Source organism: Aeromicrobium sp. EU05-FHT14F07, assembly GCF_058790455.1.
The window spans coordinates 82,317-103,648 of the sequence record NZ_JBYTCR010000016.1; the positions used below are offsets into that span (position 1 = coordinate 82,317).

The following is a 21,332-nucleotide window of genomic DNA, read 5'->3' on the forward strand; positions in this document are numbered from 1 at the left end:
CTCAGAAGCGGCCGTTGCGGGGTCGGGGCTGGCAGCGGGGGCAGGTGAAGGAGCTGCGGTTCATGAAGGCGTCGCGGCGGATCGGCGTCCCGCACCGCGGGCACGGCTCGCCCTCCTGGCCGTAGGCGGCGAGGGACCGGTCGAAGTAGCCGCTCTGGCCGTTGACGTTGACGTACAGCGCGTCGAACGACGTGCCGCCCTGCTCGAGCGCCTCGCCCATCACGTCGACGACGTGGTCGAGCAGCGCGTCGACCTCCTTGGCGCGCAGGTTCTCCGTCGCGCGCGCGTAGTGCAGCGGAACGCGCCAGAGCGACTCGTCGGCGTAGATGTTGCCGACGCCGGAGATCAACGTCTGGTCGAGCAGGGCGCGCTTGACGCCCGTGCGCCGACGACGCAGCCGCTGCGCGAAGAGCTCGCGGTCGAACGCCGGGTCGAGCGGGTCGCGGGCGATGTGCCCGATCGTGACCGGCACCTGCTCGTCGTCGACGTCGGCGAGCATCATGCCGCCGAAGATCCGCTGGTCGACGAACCGCAGCTGACGGCCGTCGTCGAGGTCGAGGACGATCCGCAGGTGACGCGGTGCCGGCGCGTCGGCGTCGCTGATCAGCATCTGCCCGCTCATGCCGAGGTGGCACAGCAGCGCCTCGTGACCGTCGAGCACGAGCCACAGGTACTTCCCACGACGTCGGGCCGCGTCGACCCGTCGGCCGACGAGACGCGGGACGAAGTCGGCCGTGCCGGGCAGGTGCCGCTTCAGGGACCGGACGTCGTGCACCGTGACGGCCACGACCGTCCGGCCGACGACGTGCGCGTCGAGGCCGCGGCGGACCACCTCGACCTCCGGCAGCTCAGGCACGGACCGCTCAGACCTCGACGGCGTCCGCCGGGGTCACCTCGGCGGTGATGGCACGCCACGCGATCTCGGCGACCTGCTGCTCGGCTTCCTTCTTCGACCGGCCGGTGCCGCCGTCGTAGCGCTTCTCGCCCACCACGACGGACGCCGTGAACGTCTTGTCGTGGTCGGGTCCCTCGCTCTCGAGGACGTAGCGCGGGACGCCGAGGTCGTGGTTGGCGGCGATCTCCTGCAAGGACGTCTTCCAGTCCAACCCGGCGCCCAGGTCGGCCGCGCGGGCGATGAACGGGTCGAACACCGCGTGCACGACCTGCGACGCACGCTCGATGCCGAACTGCACGTACACGGCGCCGATCACGGCCTCGACGGTGTCGGACAGGATCGACGCCTTGTTCCGGCCGCCGGTGGCCTCCTCGCCCCGCCCGAGGCGCAGGTGCGCGCCGAGGTCGAGCGTGTGCGCCACCTCCGCGAGCGCCTTGGCGCTCACGACGGCAGCACGCAGCTTCGCGAGCCGGCCCTCGGCGAGGTCGGGGTGGTTGGTGAAGAGCGCGTCGGTGACGACGAGCCCCAGCACCGAGTCGCCCAGGAACTCCAGACGCTCGTTGTTGGGCAGTCCCCCGTTCTCGTACGCGTACGAACGGTGCGTGAGGGCGTGCTCCAGCAGCCCGGCGTCCAGGTCGGGGACGCCGAGCACCTCCTTCAGGGCCTCGTGGCCCTGAGGATCAGAGGACCTGGCGACGCTCGCCACGCGCGCCGTACTGTCCGCACTCGCCGCACGCACGGTGCGGGACGACCTTGGAGTCGCAGGCGGGGTTGGCGCAGTCGACGAGGGTGGTCGCCGTGGTCTTCCACTGCGACCGGCGGTGGCGCGTGTTGCTGCGCGACATCTTCCGCTTCGGAACGGCCACGATCTACTCCTTGTTCGGCCCCGGGACGTCGCCCGGGAGGTTCTGGGTCAGCTGGCTCAACGACGCCCACCGGGGGTCGATCGGATCGCCGTGTGTGTGGTCTGGATCGTCCGCGAGTCGCGCCCCGCACTCGGGGCACAGTCCCGGACACTCCGGATCACACACGGGGTTGAGCGGCAGTGCGAGCACCACCGCGTCCCGCAGGACGGGTTCGAGGTCGAGCAGGTCGTCCTCGAGGGCCGGAAGCTCGTCTTCCTCCCCGTCCTCCTCGGCACCGTCGCCGGTGCCGATCGGGTCGTACAGGTACAGCTCCTGCAGGTCCACCACGACGGTGTCGTCGAGGACGTCCAGGCAGCGGACGCACTCCCCCACCACGCGCGCCGAGGCGGTGCCGGTGGCCAGCACCCCGTCCATGACGGCCTCGAGCCGCAGCTCCAGGTCGATGGACGAGTCCTCGGGCACGCCGTAGACGTCGTGGCCCAGATCCGCAGGCGCCGCGACGGTGCGCGTGAACGTACGCTCGGTCCCAGGTCGACGACCCAGAACCTGGGTGTCGAAGACCAAGGGGCCCGGTTGCACGGTCACGTCCGTCCGTCGAGGTGCACAACAGATCACGGCCTGTTTCCAGGCCGCCGTCCATCATAACCGGTGCAGGTCACGCGACACCAATCGCTCCCCCGCCCGTCGAGCCGCGGGGGGCTGGACGGGCGCAGCCCGGACGACGCACGGGAATCTCAGCGAGGCACAGAGAGCTTTTCGGGCGCGGCCGAGGAAACCGTGCCTGACAGGAGATTCCCAGGTCGACCTGGGAATCTCCGCACGCCGAACCGTCAGGCACGAGAATCTCAGCCACGCACGGAGAGCATTCCGGGCGCGGCTGAGGAAACCGTGCCTAGCGGGAGATTCCCAGGTCGACCTGGGAATCTCCGCGCGCTGAACTGTCGGTGGGGGCTGGGAGGATGCGCAGGTGCAGACGTCGGCAGAGCGGGAGGGGACGGTGCTGCACGCCGACCTCGACAGCTTCTTCGCGTCCGTCGAGATCCGCGACGACCCGCGCCTGCGGGGGCGGCCGGTGGCGGTGGGCGGCGGGGTGGTCATGGCGGCCAGCTACGAGGCACGGGCGCTCGGCGTCAAGGGAGCGATGGGGCTGCGGCAAGCGCTGCGGCTCTGCCCCGACCTGCTGGTGGTGCCCCCTCGTCCGCAGGCGTACAGCGAGGCCAGTCGCGCCGTGTTCGCGGTCTTCGCCGACACGACGCCGCTGGTGGAGGGGGTCTCGATCGACGAGGCCTTCCTCGAGGTCGGTGGGCTCCGACGGATCCGCGGCGCACCCTCGCAGATCGCCACCACGCTGCGCGAGCAGGTGCGCGAACGGGTCGGGCTGCCGATCTCGGTGGGCGTGGCCCGCACCAAGTACCTCGCGAAGGTGGCGAGCGCGATGGCGAAGCCCGACGGGCTGCTGGTCGTGCCCCTCGACGACGAAGAACGCTTCCTGCTGTCGCTGCCCGTCCAGGCGCTCTGGGGCGTCGGCCCGCGCAACACGGAGAAGCTGCACGCCGCCCGCGTGCGCACCGTCGCCGACGTCGCGCGCATGCAGCCCGGTGAGCTCGCCACGCTGGTCGGCGGCGGAGCGGCCGGCCACCTGCACGCGCTCGCCTCCGGACACGACCCCCGGCCGGTCCGGGCGCGACCGTCGCGTCGCTCGATGGGCGCACAGCACGCCCTCGGACGCGACGAACGCACGCCCGAGGGCGTCGAGATCGTGCTCCTGGGCCTGGTCGACCGCGTCGCCCGACGGCTGCGAGCGGCCGGACGCACCGCCGCGACCGTCACGCTGCGCGTCCGGTTCGGCGACTTCACCAGCTCCACCGCGTCGCACACGCTCCCCCGCCCCACCGCCCACACGCAGGTCCTCCTCGACGCCACGCTCCAGCTCCTGCGCGGCCGCCACGGCGAGATCGCCAGGCGCGGCGTCACGTTGGTGGGCTTCCAGGCGTCCGGGCTCGACAACCAGGGCGAACAGCTGCTGCTCCCGCTCACGCCGGCCTCCGACCCCGGCCTCGACACCGCCCTCGACGCGGTCCGCGACCGGTTCGGGACACGCGCCGTGCGCCGCGGCGTGCAGCTCGGGCGCGGCGAGCGCGCGGCCATGCCGATCCTGCCCGACGAGGAGGACGACGGGTAGCCCTCGGCGCGGGGTCAGGCTCGGCCGAACTCCCGGTCGAGGCGCTGGAGCACGAAGTCGGGCACGAGCCCGCTCACGTCGCCGCCGCCTCGTGCGACCTCCTTGACCAGGCTGGAGGCCAGGAAGGAGTACTCGGGGCTCGTCGGGATGAAGACGGTGTCGACGTCGGTGAGGCTGCCGTTCATCTGCGCCATCTGCAGCTCGTAGTCGAAGTCCGACACGGCGCGCAGACCCTTCACGATCGCGCTGATCCCGTGCTCGGTGCAGAAGTTCACCAGCAGGCCGCGGAACGAAGCCACCGACACGTTCGGCAGGTCCTCGGTGGCCTGGGCGAGAAGGTCCATCCGCTCCTCGAGCGAGAACAGGCTCTTCTTGCTCTCGTTCACCAGGACCGCCACGACCACCTCGTCGAACAGCCGGGAGGCCCGGCGCACGATGTCGAGGTGTCCGTTGGTCACCGGGTCGAAGGAGCCGGGGCACACGACGCGCGTCACGGCGGCGACGCTATCAGGACTCGTCGGAGCGGGCACCGAACCACACGGTCGTCTCGCCGTGGGCGCGGTCGCGGAACCCCTCGAAGCCGGCGGGCCACACGAACGGCGTGCGGGTGGAGCGCTCCACCACGACGACCGCGTCGTCCGCGAGGGCGTCGGCCAGCCCTGCCACGACCGCGGCGACGTCGTCGGTCGGCACGGGGTACGGCGGGTCGAGCAGCACGAGGTTGTAGGGGCCCGTCGCGCCGGCCACGAAGGAGGCGGCCGTCGTGCGGTGCACCTGCGCCCCGGCGCCGAGCTCGCGCACGTTCTGCTGCGCCACCTGGGCGGCGCGCCGGTCGGACTCGACAAGGTCGGCCGACGCCGCCCCCCGCGACAGCGCCTCCAGCGCGAGCGCCCCCGACCCGGCGTAGAGGTCGAGCACCCGGACCCCGTCGAGACCGCCGAACAGCGACTGCAACGAGGAGAACAGCGACTCCCTGACGCGGTCCGACGTCGGACGCGTGCCGTCGCCCGGAGGCGTGCGCAGACGTCGACCGCCCCAGCGTCCCGCGATCACCCGGGTCACGTGCGCTCCAGGTAGTCGGCCTGCTGCGACTGCTCGAGCCTCTCGACCGCGGCCCGCAGGTCGGGTGCGGTCGCCAGCCCGGGATCGGCCGCGACGAACGCGGTGGCCGCCTCACGGGCGTCGGCGATGACCTGCTCGTCCTTGACGACCGAGAGGAGCCGCAGGCTGCTGCGCACCCCCGACTGCGCCGCACCCAGCACGTCGCCCTCGCGGCGCTGCTCGGCGTCGAGCCGCGACAGGGCGAACCCGTCGGACGTGGAGGCGACGGCGTCGAGACGCTCCCGCGAGGGCGAGCCGTCCTCGGCGGAGGTGACCAGCAGGCAGAGCCCCGCGTGGCCCCCTCGGCCGACACGCCCGCGCAGCTGGTGCAGCTGCGAGACGCCGAAGCGCTCGGCGTCGACGACGACCATGACGGTGGCGTTGGGGACGTCGACGCCGACCTCGACGACGGTCGTCGCGACGAGCACGTCGATCTCGCCCCGCGCGAAGGCGGTCATCGTGGCGTCCTTCTCGTCGGGGTGCTGGCGTCCGTGCAGGGTCCCGAGGCGCAGCCCTGCCAGCGGACCGGCGGCGAGCTCCTCGTGCAGGTCGACCAGCGACCGGGTGGGCGGGCCCTCGGGGTCCGCCTGCTCCCCCGCCTCCTTGTCACCGTCGCCGATGCGCGAGACGACGACGTACGCCTGGCGTCCGTCGGCGACCTCCTCGCGCACCCGGTCCCACGCGCGGGCGAGCCAGTCGGGACGCTCGGCCGCCGGCACGACGGTGGTCTGGATGGGCCGCCTCCCACCGGGCAGCTCGCTGAGCGTGGAGGTCTCGAGGTCGCCGAACACCGTCATCGCGATGGTGCGCGGGATGGGGGTGGCGGTCATGACGAGCACGTGCGGCTTGGTGTCGTAGCGGTCGACGAGCACGGCGCGCTGCTCCACGCCGAAGCGGTGCTGCTCGTCGATCACGAGCAGTCCCAGCTCGGCGAGCTGCACGGTGTCCTGCAGCACCGCGTGCGTGCCGATGACGATGCCGGCCGCGCCGGACGCGGCGTCGAGCAGCGCCTCCTTGCGGGCCTTCGCACCCATCGAGCCGGTCAGCAGCCGGACCCGTGTGCCCTCGGCGGCTCCTCCCAGCATGCCGCCCTCGGCGAGCGCTCCGAGCATCGCCGTGATGCCGCGGTGGTGCTGGGCGGCCAGCACCTCCGTGGGCGCGAGCAGCACCGCCTGCGCGCCGTCGTCGACGACCTGGAGCATCGCCAGCAGAGCGACGACGGTCTTGCCCGAGCCGACCTCGCCCTGCAGCAGTCGGTGCATGGGGTGCTCGCGCGCGAGGTCGGCCTCGATCTCCCCGACCACCGCACGCTGCCCGTCGGTGAGCGTGAAGGGCAGCTGCTCCTCGAACGCGTCGCGCAGACCGCCCGTCCGACGAGGACGCGGCACCGCGGCCTGGCCGAGCGCGGCGTGACGACGCTGCGCGAACACCGTCTGCAGGACGAACGCCTCCTCGAAGCGGAAGCGGTCGCGCGCGGTGCGCCACTGCTGGTCCGAGCGGGGACGGTGGATCATCTCGAACGCGACGTCGGCGGACGGGAGCCCCCGGTCCGCCCGGACGTCCTCCGGGAGCGGGTCCTCCACGTCGGCGACGGGCAGCACCGTCTCGACGGAGCGCTCGATGGCGAGCGACGGGATCTTCGCGCTCGCCCGGTAGATCGGGATGATCCCGCGGGCGATGCGCCCCTCCAGGGCGTCGGGGCCCTCGAGCGGCTCGTAGAGCGGGTGCGTGAGCTGGAGCCGACCGTTGAACTGGCCCACCTCGCCCGCGAACAGGCCGACCGTGCCGGGCGTCAGCTGCGCCTGCCGCCACGGCTGCGAGAAGAACGTGAGCGTCAGCCGGGCGTTGCCGTCGGTCAGCGTGACCTCCGTGCGCGTCTTGCGCCCTCCCGGACCGAACCGCTTGTTGACCGCCTCGACGACGCGCGCCATGACGGTGGCGTACTGCCCCACCTGGAGCGACGCGAGGTCGGTCATCTCCCCCAGCGACACGTACCGCCGCGGGTAGTGCCGCAGGAGGTCGTCGATGGTCTCCAGGCCGAGGGTCGCGAGCTTCTTGGCCGTCGCGTCGCCCACGACGGAGCGCAGCCGACGCTCCGGCGGGTTCGTCGGTCCGGACGCCGCAGGACTGGTGGTCACGACCGCACCCCTACTCGACCGCCACGAAGAGCGGGTAGTTCTCCTGGCCGCCCTCGTACACGACGACGTCGACGTCGACCCGCTCGTCGCGCAGCCGGTGCGACAGCGTCTCGGCGACCGTGCGGTCGGCGCCGTCCCCGACGACGAGCGTGACGAGCTCGGCCGTGGGTGACAGCAGCCGGTCGAGCACCGCGCCGGCCACCTCGGCGACGTCGGAGCCGACGACCGCGAAGTCGCCCGAGACGACGCCGAGCACGTCGCCCGCCTCGCACGGTCCGGCCATCGTGATGCCGGGCTCGACCGCGACGGTGACGGCCCCGTGCTGGGTGTGCGCCGCGGCGCTCGACATGGCGACGACGTCCTCGTCGAAGTCGCGACCGGGGTCGTGGACGGCGAGCGCGGCGAGCCCCTGCACCTGCGCATGGGTGGGGATCACCGCGACACGGACGCCGTCGGCCCTGACCTGCTTGGCCGCGGCGTCGAAGAGACCGACGTAGCGCTGGTTGTTCGGCAGCACCACCACCTCCTCGGCGTCGAGGCCGCGCAGCGTCTCGAGCATGGTGGAGACGTCGACCGGACGCTCCCGCGTGAACTCGAGGACGTGGGCCCCCGCGTCGCGGCAGAGGTCGGCCAGGCCCGCGCCGGTGGCGGCCACGACCACGGCCCGGCCGGACCGGCGCCGACCCTGCTGGCGGGCGACCTGGTCGGCGAAGTGCGTGACGGCGATGCGGTAGGGCCGACCGGCCTGCAGACCTGCCTCGATGGCCGCGCCGACGTCGTCGACGTGGACGTGGACGTTCCAGAGCCGGTCGCCGCCGACCACCACGAGCGAGTCGCCCAGGGTGTCGAGCGTGTGCCGCAGCGGCGGGATCTCGCTCGCGTCGGCGTCGAGGAGGTACATGACCTCATAGGCCGGACCGCCCTCGACGAAGTCGTCGCCGGACGCGGCCAGCGGCGTGGGCACGTGCTGCGCGGCCGGTGTGGGGGCGCGGCCCGTGAGGGCACGCTCGGTGGCGTCGAGGACGACCACGAGGGCCCGTCCGCCCGCGTCGACGACGCCGGCCTCCGCGAGCCGCGCCAGCTGCTCCGGGGTGCGCTCCAGGGCCACCCGCGCCGACGCGGCCGCCAGGGCGAAGACGTCGCGCGCCTCGGCACCGGACTCGACCGCGTCCTGGGCGCCGTCGGCCGCCGCCCGCGCGACGGAGAGGATCGTGCCCTCGACCGGGCGGCCCACCGCCGCGTGCGCGGCGTCGGAGGCGGCGCGGAACGCGTGCGCGACGTCGTCGGCGCGCACCTCGGCGTCGAGGTCGAGGTCGCCGAACACCGCCCGGACGAGCTGGGACAGGATCACGCCGCTGTTGCCCTTGGCGCCCATGAGCAGTCCGTCGGTGTGCGCCCGCACCAGGTCGCGCAGCACGACGTCGTCGGGCAGCGCCGCGACGGCGTCGGCGCCGGCCACGAACGTCAGGTAGGCGTTGGTGCCGGTGTCGCCGTCGGGCACGGGGAACACGTTGAGGGCGTCGATCTCGGCGCGCGCGGTGGACAGCGCCTGCACGCAGAGCTGCGTCCACGCGCGGAAGGCGTCGGCTCGCAGGCGCAGGACCATGGGGGCAGGTTAGCGTGGGCCACCGACGTGGCGCCTGGCGCCGCGAGGGCGATTGGCCCCGCCCCCGGGGCATCGGCTATCCTTACGTGGTTGCCCGTTCACCGGGCACGCCTTTCGTACGTTCGTCGTCCGACGAACCCCGTTCTCGAGCTTGCAGGAGTGGTCGCTGTGGCAGCGGTCTGTGACGTGTGCACCAAGGGACCCGGCTTCGGCCACAACGTGTCCCACTCGCACCGACGCACGAAGCGTCGTTTCGACCCCAACATCCAGCGCGTGCGCGCCGTCGTCGACGGCACGCCCAAGCGCCTCAACGTCTGCACGTCGTGCCTCAAGGCCGGCAAGGTCAGCCGCTGAGGCAGGTCCACGCCTTCGGCGACGACGCGCTCGGTGAGCACGACGCCGTCGCCCTGGCAGCCGCGATCCGTCGCGGCGACATCAGCGCGGTCGACGCTGCTCAGGCAGCCGTCGACCGCGCTGCGTGCGTGGAGCCGCATCTCGACGCGATCGTCGTCGCCGACGTCGAGCGTGCGCTGACGCTGGCCGCGGGCCCCCTCACCGGCCGCCTCGCCGGCGTGCCGACGTACGTCAAGGACAACACCGACGTCGCGGGTCTGGCCACGCGGCAGGGCTCGCGGGCCATGCCCGACGTGCCCGCCCCCGCCGACGCACCGTTCACCACCCAGCTCCGCGCGACGGGGCTCGTGCCGCTCGGCAAGTCCTCCCTGCCGGAGTTCGGCTGGAACGCCAGCACCGAGTTCGACCAAGGGAATCCCACCCGCAACCCGTGGGACACCGCCTTCTCCAGCGGCGCGTCGTCCGGCGGCGCCGCGGCGCTCGTCGCGTCCGGCGTCGTGCCGATCGCGCACGCCAACGACGGCGGCGGCTCGATCCGCATCCCCGCCGCGGCGTGCGGCCTCGTCGGCCTGAAGCCCACGCGAGGGCGGCTCGAGCCCGACGCGCACGCGGCGCAGCTGCCGGTCGACGTCGTCTGCAACGGCGTCGTCACCCGGACCGTGCGCGACACCGCCCACTTCCTCGCCGCGGCCGAGGCGCACCGCACGGCCCCCGGCCTTCCACCGGTCGGTCTCGTCGAGGGACCGTCGCCGCGACGGCTGCGCGTCGGGCTGGTCCTCGACTCGCTCACCGACACCCCCACCGACGCCGACACGCGCGCCGCCGTGCTCGCCACCGTCGAGCTGCTCACGTCGCTCGGCCACGACGTCGTCGAGGTGCCGCTGCCCGCCGACGACACGTTCGTCGACGCGTTCACCCACTACTGGGCCATGCTCGCGTTCTCCACGCAGCACTTCGGACGGCGGGTCATGCACCCGCAGTTCGACACGACGGCGACCGATCCGCTCACCCGGTTCCTCGCGGCGCGGTTCGCACGGTCGTTCTGGCGCCTGCCACGCACCGTCCGGGCGCTCAGGCGCTCCGAGCACGTGGTGCGCACGCACTTCGCCGAGCACCGCCTCGACGTGGCCCTCTCCCCCACCGTCGCCCACACGACACCGCGCCTCGGCCACCTCTCCCCGAACCAGCCCTTCCCGGAGATGTTCGACCGGCTCGTCCGCTACGCCGCGTTCACGCCGCTCAACAACGCCACCGGCACGCCCGCCGTGTCGCTGCCACTCGGGCGGACCGGCGACGGGCTCCCGATCGGCGTCCAGCTGCAGGCGCTGCACGGCCAGGAGCGTCCGCTCCTGGAGCTGTCGTACGAGCTCGAGGCGGCCCAGCCGTTCGCGCGCATCCAGGACGGCGTCGCGCCGCTGACGTAGGCCCGTCCCACGGGCGCAGGTCAGCGCCAGTGGCGCCAGCCGGGCTCGCCCTCCCACGGCGCGCCGTCGACCAGCACGGTCGGCGCGGCACCCGCGGGCACGTGGCGCACCTCGCCGACCACCGTCCAGCCGTCGGGCAGCACGGTGGGCGCGCTGAACGTGGCGGTCAGCGCGAAGTCCTCGCCGCCGGTGAGGACCAGCGACAGCGGGTCGAGGCCGAGCGCCTCCCCGACGGTCAGCAGGGGTGCGTCGATCGTCAGCGCCGAGGTGCGGAGGTCGACGACGACGCCGCTGGCTCGGGCGACGTGCCCGAGATCGGCCAGCAGGCCGTCGCTGACGTCGATCATCGCCGTCGCGCCCGCGTCGGCCGCCGCCCGGCCGGCCCAGTAGGGCGGGGCGGGCACCCGGTGGGCGTCGACCACGGCCTTCGGCGAGCGGAACCCGCGCCCCAGGGTCGCCAGACCGGCCGCCGACCAGCCGAGGCGTCCGGCCACGGCCACGACGTCGCCGGGCAGCGCGCCGGAGCGTCGGACCGGGCGCGGGGCGTCGCCCATGACCGTGACGGCCACGACGACCACGTCGCTCGCGGTCATGTCGCCTCCGACGACGTGCGCGCCGACGACCGCGGCCTCCTGCTCGAACCCCTTCGCCAGCTCCACCACCCAGGCGGAGGGCGTGTCGGCGGGGACGCCGAGCCCCACGGTGAGCGCGGTCGCCACTCCGCCCATCGCGTTCAGGTCGGACAGGTTCGCGGCGGCGGCCTTCCGGCCGATCTCCAGCGCCGTCGACCAGTCACGACGGAAGTGCCGGCCCTCGACCAGCAGGTCGGTAGACACGACGAACGTGCCGTCGGCGGTGCGGACGTGGGCGGCGTCGTCGCCGGGCCCGATGAGCACCCGGTCGGACGTGCCCCCGGCCTCCGTGACCTGGTCGATCAGGCCGAACTCGCCGACGTCGGACACCGTCCCGGGCCCCGGGCCCTGCTGCTGCGCTGGCACCCGTCCATTGTGGACCAGCCGGACGCCGGGACACCGGCGTGGTCGGCTATGGTGTCGAGGTTCCCGAGCAGGAGGTCCTCATGACGGTCCACGCCTACATCCTCGTCCAGACCGAGGTCGGCAAGGCCGCCCAGGTCGCGCAGGAGATCGCCGCGATCCCCGGCGTCACCGTGTCCGAGGACGTCACCGGCCCGTACGACGTGATCGTCCGCGCCGAGGGTCCGTCGATGGACCAGCTCGGCACGCTCGTCGTGCAGAGCGTGCAGAAGGTCGCCGGCATCACCCGCACGCTGACGTGCCCCGTCGTCAAGATCTGACCCGCCGCGCCGGCCTCCTGGCCGCCGCTCTCGTCGTGGTCCCGCTGAGCGCCTGCGGGAGCGGTGTGCTCGTCGACGCCTACCCGACCGAGCCCGGCACCGACGTCGACTGCCAGGCGCTCCTCGCCGACCTGCCCGCGTCGGTCGGCGGCCTCGACAAGCGCGGACTGGAGCAGGACGTGCCCGCCGCCGCCTGGGGCGACCCGCCCGTCGTGCTGCGCTGCGGCGTGCCCACCCCCGACGCGTTCGAGCCGACGTCGCAGTGCGCCACCTTCGACGACGTCGACTGGTTCGGCGAGCAGACCGCCGACGGCTTCCGCTTCACCACCGTCTACCGCCGCGTCAACGTCGAGGTCGACGTCCCCGCCGTCCACGACCCCGCCTCCGACGTCCTCATCGACCTCGCCGCCAGCATCCAGAAGCACGTCCCCGCCGAGCGGCGCTGCCAGGGCTGACGTCGCCTCGGCTCGGCGCCCTGCGGGTGCGTGGGTGCGGGTACGCCTCGTCCTGCGGGGTGCGTGGGTGCGGGTTCTCGGTCGAGTGGGGCTGCGTGGGTGCGGGTTGCTGCTCGGGTGGGGCTGCGTCGGCGCGGGTTCTCGCTCGGGTGGGGCTGCGCTGGCGCGGGTTCTCACTCGGGTGGGGCTGCGCTGGCGCGGCTTCTCGAGGAGGTGGTCTCCGAAAGGGCCTCGACCGGGCGGCTGGCGGGCCGGTGGGCTGGGTTCTCGGGCTGCGGCTCGCGCTGTGGACCCAAGATTCTTCCTTCGTGCGTGACTGGCCCAAGATTTTGCGTTTGCGTGGTCCGGCGGTGGATCTGCCACCTTCTGAGCGCTCTACAGGTGGCGCATCCACCGCTGACGGGGCCAGACGTGTGAAGGATTCTTCCTTCTCGTGGACCGTTCCACGAGAAGGAAGAATCCTTCGTCACCCCAACCCAAAGGGCACCCAAGATGCTGCATTCCTGCGCTCGAGACTGAACGCTTCTGCGTTCACCACGGGATCCCGTAGCAAACGCAGAACCCTTAGCCCTCCCGCACGCGAACGCAGCATCTTGCGTCCACCTCGTGCCGAAGCCACAGCCCGGGACCCCAGACCAGCGCGGTTGCCAGCCGCCCGGTCGAGGCCCTTTCGGAGACCACACCCAGCGAAAGCCGAGGCAGCGCACCAGCACGACGAGACCCCCGCAGGCAGCGCACCAGCAAGGTCACGACCACCGCAGGCAGCGCACCAGCAAGGTCACGACCACCGCAGGCAGCGCACCAGTAAGGTCACGACCCCCTGCAGCAGCGCGCCGACAAGGTCACGACCGTTGCAGGGCGGACCCCCTCAGCGCAGTCCGGGCGAGCGGTGGAGGGCGAGCTGGAGGAGGCGGTCGACGAGCTCGGCGTAGCTGATGCCGCTGGCCTCCCACAGGACCGGGAACATCGACGTCGAGGTGAAGCCGGGCATCGTGTTGATCTCGTTGATGACCAGGCCGTCGGGGGCGGAGTCGGTGGCGAAGAAGTCGACGCGGGCGAGGCCCTCGCCGCCGATGGCGGTGAAGGCCTTCACGGCGTAGTCGCGGATGCGGGCGGCGAAGACGTCGGAGACGTCGGCGGGCACCAGGTTGGCGCTGGTGCCGTCGAGGTACTTCGCCTCGAAGTCGTAGAAGTCGTGCGTGGTGTCGTCGTTGCGGACCTCGCCGACGACGCTGGCCAGCGGGGTGCCGTCGGGCTGCTGGATGACGCCGACCTCGAGCTCGCGCTTGTTGACGGCGGCGGCCTCGACGATCACCTTGGGGTCGTGCTTGCGGGCGGCCTCGACGGCCTCGACGAGGAACCCGGCGTCGTCGACCTTCGTGACGCCGGAGCTCGACCCCGCCCGGGCCGGCTTGACGAACACGGGGAGCCCGAGCGCGCCGACGCGGGCGAGCACCTTGTCGCGCTCGGTGTCCCACTGGGCGGGCAGGATCGTGACGTACGGGATCTGCGGCAGGCCGGCGGCCGCGAACACCGTCTTGGTGAACGGCTTGTCCATGCCGACCGCGCTGGCCAGCACGCCGGCCCCGACGTAGCGCACACCCGCGACCTCGAGCAGGCCCTGCACGGTGCCGTCCTCGCCCCAGGGGCCGTGCAGCAGCGGCAGCACGACGTCGACGTCGCGCAGCTCCTCCCACGCGAACGGCTCGCCGTCGACGGCGACCTGCGGCAGCCCGCTCGCGGGTACCGGCGCGGACAGGTCGTCGCGCACCCAGCGGCCGTCGGGGGTGATGCCCACGGTCCGGACGTCGTAGCGCTCACGGTCGACGACCCCCACGACGTTGCGTGCCGTGAGGCAGGAGACCCCGTGCTCGCTGGAACGCCCGCCGAAGAGGACGACGACCCGAGGACGGGCGGGCACGGTGCTGGAGGTCTCGTTCATCGCCCGTCAGCCTAGCCCGCGCCGACGACGTGCCGCGGGAGCCTATGGAACATGTCACGGAGGTCGAGGCCCTCGGGCCCTGGGCTGTGTCGGGGGCGGCCTGCACAATGGAGGTCATGCACGGACCCGAGCTCTCGTCGTCGACCATCGCCGTCGGAGCCGGGCGTCCCGCTCGCACTCCGGGGGCCCCGCTCAACGCGCCGATCACGCTGGCGAGCGCCCTCGTCCCCGGAGGGGAGTCCGAGTACGGACGTCACGGCAACCCGGCATGGACCGCCTTCGAGGAGGTGCTGGGAGCGCTGGAGGGCGGTCGTGCGCTGGCGTTCGCGTCGGGCCAGGCGGCGTGCGCCGCCGTGTTCGACCTCGTGCCCGCCCGGGCCGCGGTAGTCGCCCCGGCAGGCGCCTACTCGGGCACGCTGGTGCAGCTGCGCGAGCGCGCGCGACGCGGACTCATCGACCTGCGGCTCGTCGACGTCACCGACACCCAGGCGGTCGTCGACGCCGCCGACGACGCCGCGCTCGTCTGGCTCGAGTCGCCCACCAACCCGCTGCTGGAGGTGGCCGACGTCGAGCACATCGCCGCCGAGGCCGCCCGCGCCGGCACGGCCGTGGCCGTCGACAACACGTTCGCGACGCCGCTGCGGCAGAAGCCGCTCGAGCTCGGCGCCGACTTCGTCGTGCACTCGGCCTCGAAGCTGATCTCCGGCCACAGCGACGTCATCCTCGGCGCCGTCGTCACGGGGAACCCTCGCGCGCACCGGGCGATCGAGGCCCGCCGCGCGAACCTCGGTGCCATCCCCGGGGCGATGGAGTGCTGGCTGGCCACCCGCGGCATCCGCACGCTGCACGTCCGCCTCGACCGCGCCGAGGCCAACGCCCGTGAGATCGCCCGCCGCCTGCAGTCGTCGTCGGTGGTCTCCGGCATCCGCTACCCCGGCTGGGGCACGATCCTGTCCTTCGAGGTCAAGGGTGGTCCGGAGATGGCACAGAAGGTCACCGAGCAGTCCGACGTGATCACCCACGCCACCAGCCTCGGCGGGGTGGAGTCCACCTGGGAGCGACGTCGGCGGCACGCGGCAGAGCCTGCCGTGGTGCCCGAGTCCCTCGTGCGGCTCTCGGTGGGCATCGAGGACGTCGAGGACATCTGGTACGACGTCGAGCGGTCCCTGGCGACGATCTGACGCCCGCCGCGGGCAGCACGAGGGATCAGCGCACCTCGGGCTTGGCCTCGCGCGAGATGAGCGCCTTCACGAGCGCCTCGGGGTCCATCTCCCCCGCGATGAGCGCTGCGACGTGGGTGACGATCGGCATCTCCACGTCGTGCGCGGCGGCCAGCTCGGCGACGGAGAGGCACGACTTGACGCCCTCAGCGACCTGCCGGGTCTGCGCCGTCACCTCCTCGACGCTCAGGCCCTGACCGAGCTTCTCGCCGAAGGTGCGGTTGCGCGACAACGGCGACGAGCAGGTGGCCACCAGGTCGCCCATGCCGGCCAGCCCGGAGAAGGTCAGCGGGTCGGCACCGATCGCGACGCCCAGCCGGGCGGTCTCGGCGAGACCGCGCGTGATCACCGACGCCTTCGTGTTGTCGCCGAAGCCGAGACCGATGCACACGCCGACGGCCAGCCCGATCACGTTCTTGGTGGTGCCGCCGAGCTCGCAGCCGATGACGTCGGTGTTGGTGTACGGCCGGAACGCTGCCGTGTGGCACAGCTTCTGGAGCCGCTCGGCGACGGCCTGGTCGGCGCACGCCACGACGCTCGCCGCCGGCTCCCGCCGGGCGATCTCCTTCGCCAGGTTCGGGCCGGTGACCACGGCGATCCGCTCGGGACCGGCACCCGTCAGCTCGGCGACCACCTCGCTCATGCGCAGGTGCGTGCCGAGCTCGACGCCCTTCATGAGGCTGACCAGGACGGCGGAGTCGTCGATCGCGTCGCCCCAGTCGCCGAGGTTGGCGCGCAGCTGCTGCGACGGCACGGCGAGCACCACGACCTCGGCGTCGGCGAGCGCCTCGCGCGGGTCGTTCGTCGCACGGATGGTCTCCGGCAGGGCGATGCCGGGCAGGTAGTCGGCGTTCTCGTGCGTCGCGTTGATCGCGTCGCAGAGCTCGGCGCGGCGTCCCCACAGGCGCACGTCGTTCCCGGCGTCGGCCAGCACCAGCGCGAAGGCGGTGCCCCACGATCCTGCTCCCATCACGGCGGTCCTGGCCATCACGGCTCCTTCGGGGTGTCGTCCGCGCCGGGCGAGGCGGGGTCGGCTGGAGGGGCGACGTCGTCGGTCGCGTCGGTCGGTGCACGGTACGCGGTCCGAGGGGCGGCGAGCGTGTGCACGTCGATCCGGGGACCACTCGGGAGCTCCCCGCGGATCTCGCCCACCATCACGGTCAGGGTGTCCATCAGCCGGTCCGTCGCCGTGCGCAGCACGTCCTCGGTGATCGGCAGGCCGACGAGGTCGGACAGGTCGACCGGGTCACCGACCACCACGTGGATCGTCTTGCGCGGAAGGAACCGCGGGACCTTCGTGTACGGCCAGAGGATGCGCTGCGCCCCCCACTGCGCGAGCGGCACGAGCGGACGGCCGGTGGCGAGGGCCACCCGGACCGCGCCGGTGCGCCCGCTCATCGGCCACAGGTCGGGGTCGCGGGTGATCGTGCCCTCGGGGTAGATCGAGATGACCTTCCCCTCCTCGACCGCGGCGACGGCCGAGCGCAGCGACTCGGCTGCGCCCTCGGTGCTGCGGTGCACGGGGATCTGCTCCGCGCCGCTGAGGAGCGGTCCGAGGCCCTTGACGGAGAACAGCGTGTCCTTCGCGAGGAACCGCGGGGTCACGCCCTGGTCGACCATGAAGTGGCTGATGAGGATGGGGTCGAGGTGCGAGATGTGGTTCGGGGCGATCACGTAGCCGCCGTCGCGGGGCAGCTTCTCGACGCCGCGCCAGTCGCGACGGGTCACGACCATGAGGAACGGCCGCAGGATCCGCACGATCCACCGGGTCGCTCTCGGCAGCTGGGCCCGGGGTCGATCCATGGGGCCGACCCTATGACGTGCCGATGCCGCGCGGCGTGACGGGCGGCACGTGTCGAGCCCTCAGGCGCTGGTCGGGTGCTCCTCGCACCACCGGGCCAGCCGACGGTGACGGTGCCGGAAGATCGCCGACACGACCGCGTGAGTGGCACCAGCGCCGTGGCGCAGGCGGGGATCGATCGTGAGCCTGTCGTGCACCTGCGTGCCGCCGCCGTCCACCGACGTCAGCGTCCGCTCGTGCTCCCACCGGCGGGCGGACAGCATCCGCGAGACCTCACGGAACCGGCGGCCGGGCTCGAGCTCGACGACGGTGAGGTCGTCGTACTCCACGGGCAGCACGCCGAACAGCCGGAGCCAGGCCTTGCCGAGCGGCTGACCGACGGGCAGCGTGTGGACGTCGAGGTGCTCGGTGCCGCGTGGCATCGACATGAGCAGCCACGGCATCATCTCGTGCTGGATGCCCGCCACGGACGCCACGCGCGCCCACACCACCTCACGCGGCAGCGGGACGGTCGACGCGACCTCCACGACCACGGTCATCGCTGGCTCCCGTCCCTCCCGGGTCCTGCGGACCCGCGCTCGCCTCACTCTCGCACCGGCACCTCGGGTGCGGTCAAGAGCGAGCGAGGCGGACCCGCGCCGCGTCGTGCGGACGTCTGGGCGTGGGTCAGAGCGTGGCCGGCTTGAAGGCCGGTCGACGCTGCTCGTAGGCGGCGATGTCGTCGTCGTGGGAGAGCGTGATGGCGATGTCGTCGAGCCCCTCGAGCAGGCGCCAACGGGTGTAGTCGTCGATCGTGAAGGAGTCGACGATGGCGTCGGGACCCTCGCCGGCCCGCACCGTGCGCGACTCGAGGTCGACGGTGATCTGCGCACCCGGCTCCTCCTCCAGGAGGTCCCAGAGCCGCTGCACGACCTTCTCGTCGACCTGCGCGGCGAGCAGGCCGGCCTTGCCGGAGTTGCCGCGGAAGATGTCGCCGAACCGCGAGCTGATGACCGCCTTGAAGCCGTAGTTCTGCAGCGCCCACACGGCGTGCTCGCGGGACGACCCGGTGCCGAAGTCGGGACCGGCGACCAGGATCGTCGCGTGCTGGTACGGCTCGCGGTTGAGCACGAAGTCGGGGTCGTTGCGCCAGGCCGCGAACAGCCCGTCCTCGAAGCCCGTGCGGGTGACCCGCTTCAGGTAGACGGCGGGGATGATCTGGTCGGTGTCGACGTTGCTGCGACGCAGGGGCGCGCCGACGCCGGTGTGCGAGGTGAACTTCTCCATGATTCAGACTCCTGCGGTCGCGCGGACGGGCTCGAGGTCGGCGGGGCTGGCCAGGTGGCCGAGGACGGCCGTGGCGACCGCGACGTCGGGCGAGACCAGGTGCGTGCGGCCGCCCTTGCCCTGGCGTCCCTCGAAGTTGCGGTTCGACGTCGAGGCGCTGCGCTCGCCCGGCGTCAGCTGGTCGGGGTTCATGCCGAGGCACATGGAGCAGCCCGCGCCGCGCCACTCGGCGCCGGCCTCGGTGAAGACCTGGTCGAGGCCCTCCTCCTGCGCCTGCAGACGGACCCGGACCGACCCGGGCACGACGAGCATGCGCGTGCCGTCGGCGACCTTGTGGCCCTTGATCAGCTCAGCGGCGCGGCGCAGGTCGGAGATGCGGCCGTTGGTGCACGAGCCGACGAACACGGTGTCGACGGCGATGTCGCGCAGCGGGGTGCCGGCCTCCAGCCCCATGTAGGCGAGGGCGTTGGCGGCGGCCTCGCGCTCGATCGGGTCCTCGAAGCTCTCGGGGTCGGGGACCGTCGCCGACAGCGGAGCACCCTGGCCGGGGTTCGTGCCCCACGTGACGAACGGCGTCACCTGCGAGGCGTCGAGACGCACGATCTTGTCGAAGTGGGCGTCGTCGTCGGTGACGAGGTCGCGCCAGTAGGCCACGGCCTCGTCCCATGCCTCGCCCTGCGGGGCGTGCGGACGGCCCTGGATGTACTCGAACGTCGTCTCGTCGGGGGCGATCAGACCGGCCTTCGCGCCCCACTCGATGCTCATGTTGCAGATCGTCATGCGCTCCTCCATGGAGAGCGCGCGGATCGCCTCGCCGCGGTACTCGACGATGTAGCCCTGGCCGCCGCCGGTGGTCTCCTGCGTGATGAGCGCCAGGATCAGGTCCTTGGCGGTCGAGCCCTCGGGGAGCGTGCCCTCGACCTCCACCGCCATCATCTTCGGCTTGGCCTGCGAGAGCGACTGCGTGGCCAGCACGTGCTCGACCTCGCTCGTGCCGATGCCGAAGGCGATGGAGCCGAACGCGCCGTGCGTCGACGTGTGGGAGTCGCCGCACACGATCGTCATGCCGGGCTGCGTCAGACCGAGCTGCGGGCCGACGACGTGGACGATGCCCTGGTCGATGTCGCCCATGGGGTGCAGCCGCACGCCGAACTCCTCGGCGTTGCGGCGCAGCGTCTCGACCTGGGTGCGCGAGACCGGGTCGGCGATCGGCTTGTCGAGGTCCGTGGTCGGGATGTTGTGGTCCTCGGTGGCCAGCGTGAGGTCCGGGCGACGGACGGGGCGGCCGGACAGCCGTAGGCCGTCGAACGCCTGGGGGCTCGTGACCTCGTGGATGAGGTGGAGGTCGATGTAGAGGAGGTCGGGCTCACCGTCGGCCGTGCGGACGACGTGGTCGTCCCAGATCTTCTCCGCGAGCGTCCTGCCCATCGCGATCATCTCTCCTCTGACGTGTCTGGCTCGGTCCGTGCGACCCCGTGGCCGCACGTGCCGAGCGTAACACTTGCGTCTCACCATGCGATACGGCAGTATCAAGGCATGGACAACGCCAGTGGTGTGGGAGTGCTCGACAAGGCAGCCCTCGTGCTCTCCGCCCTCGAGCCGGGCCCCGCCACGCTGGCCGGTCTCGTCGCCGCCACCGGGCTCGCCCGACCGACCGCGCACCGGCTCGCCGTCGCCCTCGAGCACCACCGCCTGGTCTCGCGCGACATGCAGGGCCGTTTCGTGCTCGGTCCGCGGCTCGGCGAGCTCGCGGCCGCGGCGGGCGAGGACCGGCTGCTCGCCGCCGCCGGCCCGGTGCTCGCCCGGCTGCGCGACATCACCGGCGAGTCGGCCCAGCTCTACCGGCGCCAGGGCGACTTTCGCGTGTGCGTCGCCGCGGCCGACCGGCCCACCGGCCTGCGCGACTCGATCCCCGTCGGCGGTCAGCTCACCATGGCCGCCGGGTCCGCCGCGCAGATCCTGCTCGCGTGGGAGGACCCCGAGCGGATGAACAAGGGGCTGCTCAAGGCGACGTTCTCCGCCGCGGAGCTGTCGGCCGTGCGCCGACGGGGCTGGGCGCAGAGCGTCGGCGAGCGCGAGCCCGGCGTCGGCTCGGTCTCGGCCCCGGTCCGCTCCCCCTCGGGCAAGGTCGTGGCGGCAGTGTCGGTGTCGGGTCCGCTCGAGCGACTCACCCGTCAGCCTGGACGCATGCACGCGCCGGCCGTCGCCGCTGCGGCGGAGCGGCTCAGCCAGAGCCTGCGCCGCGCCGGCTGAGCGCCCCGCCCGGGTCGGCGGACGAGGTTAGGACCGCAGCGCCTCGAGCAGGGCCGCCTTCGTCATGCGCGAGACGCCGGGGAGCTGCTTCTCGCGGGCCGCGGCCCGCAGCCGCACGACGGTCCACGACGCGTCCGGCACGGACGGGTCGTCCACCGGCAGGTCGCCGCGATCGGCGGGCGGCTGCCGGTCGACCGGTGCGTCGCGCTTGGCCCGACGCAGCCTCGCCTCCAGCTTGGCCACCTTGGTGCGCTCCTGCCGCGCCTCTGCCTTCCACTGCTGGGACTTCGCCTTCGACTTCTCCAGCTTGCCCTCGAGCAGCTCGACCGTCGACCGCAGCTTCTCCACCTGCTTGAGCGCCTTCGCGAGCTGCTCCTCGGCCTCGGAGACGGCCTGCTTCTTCTTCGCCTTCTTCGCCTTCTTCGTCCTCTTCCCCGCGTTCTTGCCGGACTTCTCGACGCCTGCCTTGCCCACGGCGCGCGTGGCGTCGTCGGACGACGTGACCTTGGCCATC

General features: G+C 72.8%; 23 protein-coding genes. 7 read left to right on the forward strand and 16 right to left on the reverse strand.

Annotated elements, in window-relative coordinates; translation table 11 throughout:
- Position 1 precedes the first annotated feature (1 nt).
- The 4 genes from mutM to AC3WRM_RS14235 are packed head-to-tail and all read right to left on the reverse strand — an operon-like array spanning position 2 to position 2,223.
- Positions 2 to 856, reverse strand: coding sequence for a bifunctional DNA-formamidopyrimidine glycosylase/DNA-(apurinic or apyrimidinic site) lyase (gene mutM / locus AC3WRM_RS14220; RefSeq protein WP_492249076.1), 855 nt, complete (start codon positions 854 to 856; stop codon positions 2 to 4).
- 7 nt (positions 857 to 863) lie between these two features.
- Positions 864 to 1,601 carry a ribonuclease III gene (rnc, locus tag AC3WRM_RS14225; RefSeq protein WP_492249077.1) on the reverse strand — a complete coding sequence of 246 codons (738 nt, stop codon included), beginning with the start codon at positions 1,599 to 1,601 and terminating at the stop codon, positions 864 to 866.
- Positions 1,576 to 1,761, reverse strand: a complete 186-nt coding sequence (rpmF, locus tag AC3WRM_RS14230) for a 50S ribosomal protein L32 (RefSeq protein ID WP_055965465.1) — start codon at positions 1,759 to 1,761, stop codon at positions 1,576 to 1,578. The genes rnc and rpmF overlap by 26 nt, the downstream gene beginning before the upstream one ends.
- 3 nt (positions 1,762 to 1,764) lie before the next feature.
- Positions 1,765 to 2,223, reverse strand: a complete 459-nt coding sequence (locus AC3WRM_RS14235; RefSeq protein ID WP_492249078.1) for a YceD family protein — start codon at positions 2,221 to 2,223, stop codon at positions 1,765 to 1,767.
- A gap of 505 nt (positions 2,224 to 2,728) precedes the next feature.
- Here AC3WRM_RS14235 and dinB point away from each other — a divergent pair.
- Positions 2,729 to 3,943: a DNA polymerase IV gene (gene dinB, locus AC3WRM_RS14240; protein ID WP_492249079.1), complete on the forward strand. Its 1,215-nt coding sequence runs from the start codon at positions 2,729 to 2,731 to the stop codon at positions 3,941 to 3,943.
- Between the two features lie 14 nt (positions 3,944 to 3,957).
- Here the strand turns inward: dinB and coaD are convergent, their stop codons facing one another.
- The 4 genes from coaD to AC3WRM_RS14260 are packed head-to-tail and all read right to left on the reverse strand — an operon-like array spanning position 3,958 to position 8,788.
- Entirely contained in the window at positions 3,958 to 4,437 is a 480-nt protein-coding gene (gene coaD, locus AC3WRM_RS14245) for a pantetheine-phosphate adenylyltransferase (protein ID WP_492249080.1), read from the reverse strand.
- A 13-nt stretch (positions 4,438 to 4,450) separates the two neighbouring features.
- A complete protein-coding gene (gene rsmD, locus AC3WRM_RS14250; RefSeq protein ID WP_492249081.1) occupies positions 4,451 to 5,005 on the reverse strand; it encodes a 16S rRNA (guanine(966)-N(2))-methyltransferase RsmD in 555 nt (184 codons plus the stop codon).
- The gene (recG, locus tag AC3WRM_RS14255; RefSeq protein ID WP_492249082.1) at positions 5,002 to 7,182 is read right to left on the reverse strand and encodes an ATP-dependent DNA helicase RecG; all 2,181 of its coding nucleotides are present in this window, start codon (positions 7,180 to 7,182) and stop codon (positions 5,002 to 5,004) included. Before recG ends, rsmD begins: the two co-directional genes overlap by 4 nt.
- Positions 7,183 to 7,192: 10 nt before the next feature.
- On the reverse strand, positions 7,193 to 8,788 hold the full coding sequence (locus AC3WRM_RS14260) for a DAK2 domain-containing protein (RefSeq protein ID WP_492249083.1): 1,596 nt from the start codon (positions 8,786 to 8,788) through the stop codon (positions 7,193 to 7,195).
- A 168-nt stretch (positions 8,789 to 8,956) separates the two neighbouring features.
- On the opposite strand from AC3WRM_RS14260, the gene rpmB reads away from it, so the two are divergent.
- Together rpmB and AC3WRM_RS14270 are read left to right on the forward strand one after the other, a co-directional pair.
- Positions 8,957 to 9,142, forward strand: coding sequence for a 50S ribosomal protein L28 (rpmB, locus tag AC3WRM_RS14265; protein WP_055965440.1), 186 nt, complete (start codon positions 8,957 to 8,959; stop codon positions 9,140 to 9,142).
- The gene (locus AC3WRM_RS14270) at positions 9,112 to 10,566 is read left to right on the forward strand and encodes an amidase (protein ID WP_492249084.1); all 1,455 of its coding nucleotides are present in this window, start codon (positions 9,112 to 9,114) and stop codon (positions 10,564 to 10,566) included. Before rpmB ends, AC3WRM_RS14270 begins: the two co-directional genes overlap by 31 nt.
- 20 nt (positions 10,567 to 10,586) lie before the next feature.
- Here the strand turns inward: AC3WRM_RS14270 and AC3WRM_RS14275 are convergent, their stop codons facing one another.
- The gene (locus tag AC3WRM_RS14275; protein ID WP_492249085.1) at positions 10,587 to 11,564 is read right to left on the reverse strand and encodes a thiamine-phosphate kinase; all 978 of its coding nucleotides are present in this window, start codon (positions 11,562 to 11,564) and stop codon (positions 10,587 to 10,589) included.
- Positions 11,565 to 11,644: 80 nt separating this feature from the next.
- On the opposite strand from AC3WRM_RS14275, the gene AC3WRM_RS14280 reads away from it, so the two are divergent.
- Complete coding sequence (locus AC3WRM_RS14280; RefSeq protein WP_067861677.1) at positions 11,645 to 11,881, forward strand: Lrp/AsnC family transcriptional regulator; 237 nt, start codon at positions 11,645 to 11,647, stop codon at positions 11,879 to 11,881.
- Complete coding sequence (locus AC3WRM_RS14285) at positions 11,860 to 12,336, forward strand: DUF3515 domain-containing protein (RefSeq protein WP_492249086.1); 477 nt, start codon at positions 11,860 to 11,862, stop codon at positions 12,334 to 12,336. Before AC3WRM_RS14280 ends, AC3WRM_RS14285 begins: the two co-directional genes overlap by 22 nt.
- 868 nt (positions 12,337 to 13,204) lie before the next feature.
- Here AC3WRM_RS14285 and AC3WRM_RS14290 read toward each other — a convergent pair.
- Positions 13,205 to 14,278, reverse strand: a complete 1,074-nt coding sequence (locus AC3WRM_RS14290; RefSeq protein ID WP_492249087.1) for a D-alanine--D-alanine ligase family protein — start codon at positions 14,276 to 14,278, stop codon at positions 13,205 to 13,207.
- Positions 14,279 to 14,394: 116 nt separating this feature from the next.
- Here AC3WRM_RS14290 and AC3WRM_RS14295 point away from each other — a divergent pair, with 116 nt between their 5' ends.
- Positions 14,395 to 15,459, forward strand: coding sequence for a trans-sulfuration enzyme family protein (locus AC3WRM_RS14295; protein WP_492249088.1), 1,065 nt, complete (start codon positions 14,395 to 14,397; stop codon positions 15,457 to 15,459).
- Positions 15,460 to 15,484: 25 nt separating this feature from the next.
- Here AC3WRM_RS14295 and AC3WRM_RS14300 read toward each other — a convergent pair whose 3' ends face one another.
- The 5 genes from AC3WRM_RS14300 to leuC form a co-directional block, all read right to left on the reverse strand.
- Positions 15,485 to 16,486, reverse strand: a complete 1,002-nt coding sequence (locus tag AC3WRM_RS14300) for an NAD(P)H-dependent glycerol-3-phosphate dehydrogenase (protein ID WP_492249089.1) — start codon at positions 16,484 to 16,486, stop codon at positions 15,485 to 15,487.
- Complete coding sequence (locus tag AC3WRM_RS14305) at positions 16,486 to 17,301, reverse strand: lysophospholipid acyltransferase family protein (RefSeq protein WP_492249090.1); 816 nt, start codon at positions 17,299 to 17,301, stop codon at positions 16,486 to 16,488. The genes AC3WRM_RS14300 and AC3WRM_RS14305 overlap by 1 nt, the downstream gene beginning before the upstream one ends.
- Before the next feature lie 60 nt (positions 17,302 to 17,361).
- Positions 17,362 to 17,838, reverse strand: a complete 477-nt coding sequence (locus tag AC3WRM_RS14310; protein ID WP_492249091.1) for an Rv1443c family protein — start codon at positions 17,836 to 17,838, stop codon at positions 17,362 to 17,364.
- Between the two features lie 127 nt (positions 17,839 to 17,965).
- Positions 17,966 to 18,565 carry a 3-isopropylmalate dehydratase small subunit gene (gene leuD / locus AC3WRM_RS14315; RefSeq protein WP_370189458.1) on the reverse strand — a complete coding sequence of 200 codons (600 nt, stop codon included), beginning with the start codon at positions 18,563 to 18,565 and terminating at the stop codon, positions 17,966 to 17,968.
- 3 nt (positions 18,566 to 18,568) lie between these two features.
- A complete protein-coding gene (gene leuC, locus AC3WRM_RS14320; protein WP_492249092.1) occupies positions 18,569 to 19,993 on the reverse strand; it encodes a 3-isopropylmalate dehydratase large subunit in 1,425 nt (474 codons plus the stop codon).
- Between the two features lie 108 nt (positions 19,994 to 20,101).
- On the opposite strand from leuC, the gene AC3WRM_RS14325 reads away from it, so the two are divergent.
- Complete coding sequence (locus AC3WRM_RS14325; RefSeq protein ID WP_055965411.1) at positions 20,102 to 20,818, forward strand: IclR family transcriptional regulator; 717 nt, start codon at positions 20,102 to 20,104, stop codon at positions 20,816 to 20,818.
- A 27-nt stretch (positions 20,819 to 20,845) separates the two neighbouring features.
- Here the strand turns inward: AC3WRM_RS14325 and AC3WRM_RS14330 are convergent, their stop codons facing one another.
- Positions 20,846 to 21,331 carry a hypothetical protein gene (locus AC3WRM_RS14330; RefSeq protein WP_492249093.1) on the reverse strand — a complete coding sequence of 162 codons (486 nt, stop codon included), beginning with the start codon at positions 21,329 to 21,331 and terminating at the stop codon, positions 20,846 to 20,848.
- Position 21,332 lies beyond the last annotated feature (1 nt).

What these genes read in the sequence shown, in the direction of transcription:
- AC3WRM_RS14260 (WP_492249083.1), bottom strand. Translation starts at nt 8,788, where the DNA reads ATGGTCCTGCGCCTGCGAGCCGACGCCTTCCGCGCGTGGACGCAGCTC.
- AC3WRM_RS14280 (WP_067861677.1), top strand. Translation starts at nt 11,645, where the DNA reads ATGACGGTCCACGCCTACATCCTCGTCCAGACCGAGGTCGGCAAGGCC.
- AC3WRM_RS14290 (WP_492249087.1), bottom strand. Translation starts at nt 14,278, where the DNA reads ATGAACGAGACCTCCAGCACCGTGCCCGCCCGTCCTCGGGTCGTCGTC.
- AC3WRM_RS14295 (WP_492249088.1), top strand. Translation starts at nt 14,395, where the DNA reads ATGCACGGACCCGAGCTCTCGTCGTCGACCATCGCCGTCGGAGCCGGG.
- AC3WRM_RS14300 (WP_492249089.1), bottom strand. Translation starts at nt 16,486, where the DNA reads ATGGCCAGGACCGCCGTGATGGGAGCAGGATCGTGGGGCACCGCCTTC.
- AC3WRM_RS14305 (WP_492249090.1), bottom strand. Translation starts at nt 17,301, where the DNA reads ATGGATCGACCCCGGGCCCAGCTGCCGAGAGCGACCCGGTGGATCGTG.
- AC3WRM_RS14310 (WP_492249091.1), bottom strand. Translation starts at nt 17,838, where the DNA reads ATGACCGTGGTCGTGGAGGTCGCGTCGACCGTCCCGCTGCCGCGTGAG.
- leuD (WP_370189458.1), bottom strand. Translation starts at nt 18,565, where the DNA reads ATGGAGAAGTTCACCTCGCACACCGGCGTCGGCGCGCCCCTGCGTCGC.
- leuC (WP_492249092.1), bottom strand. Translation starts at nt 19,993, where the DNA reads ATGGGCAGGACGCTCGCGGAGAAGATCTGGGACGACCACGTCGTCCGC.
- AC3WRM_RS14325 (WP_055965411.1), top strand. Translation starts at nt 20,102, where the DNA reads ATGGACAACGCCAGTGGTGTGGGAGTGCTCGACAAGGCAGCCCTCGTG.
- AC3WRM_RS14330 (WP_492249093.1), bottom strand. Translation starts at nt 21,331, where the DNA reads ATGGCCAAGGTCACGTCGTCCGACGACGCCACGCGCGCCGTGGGCAAG.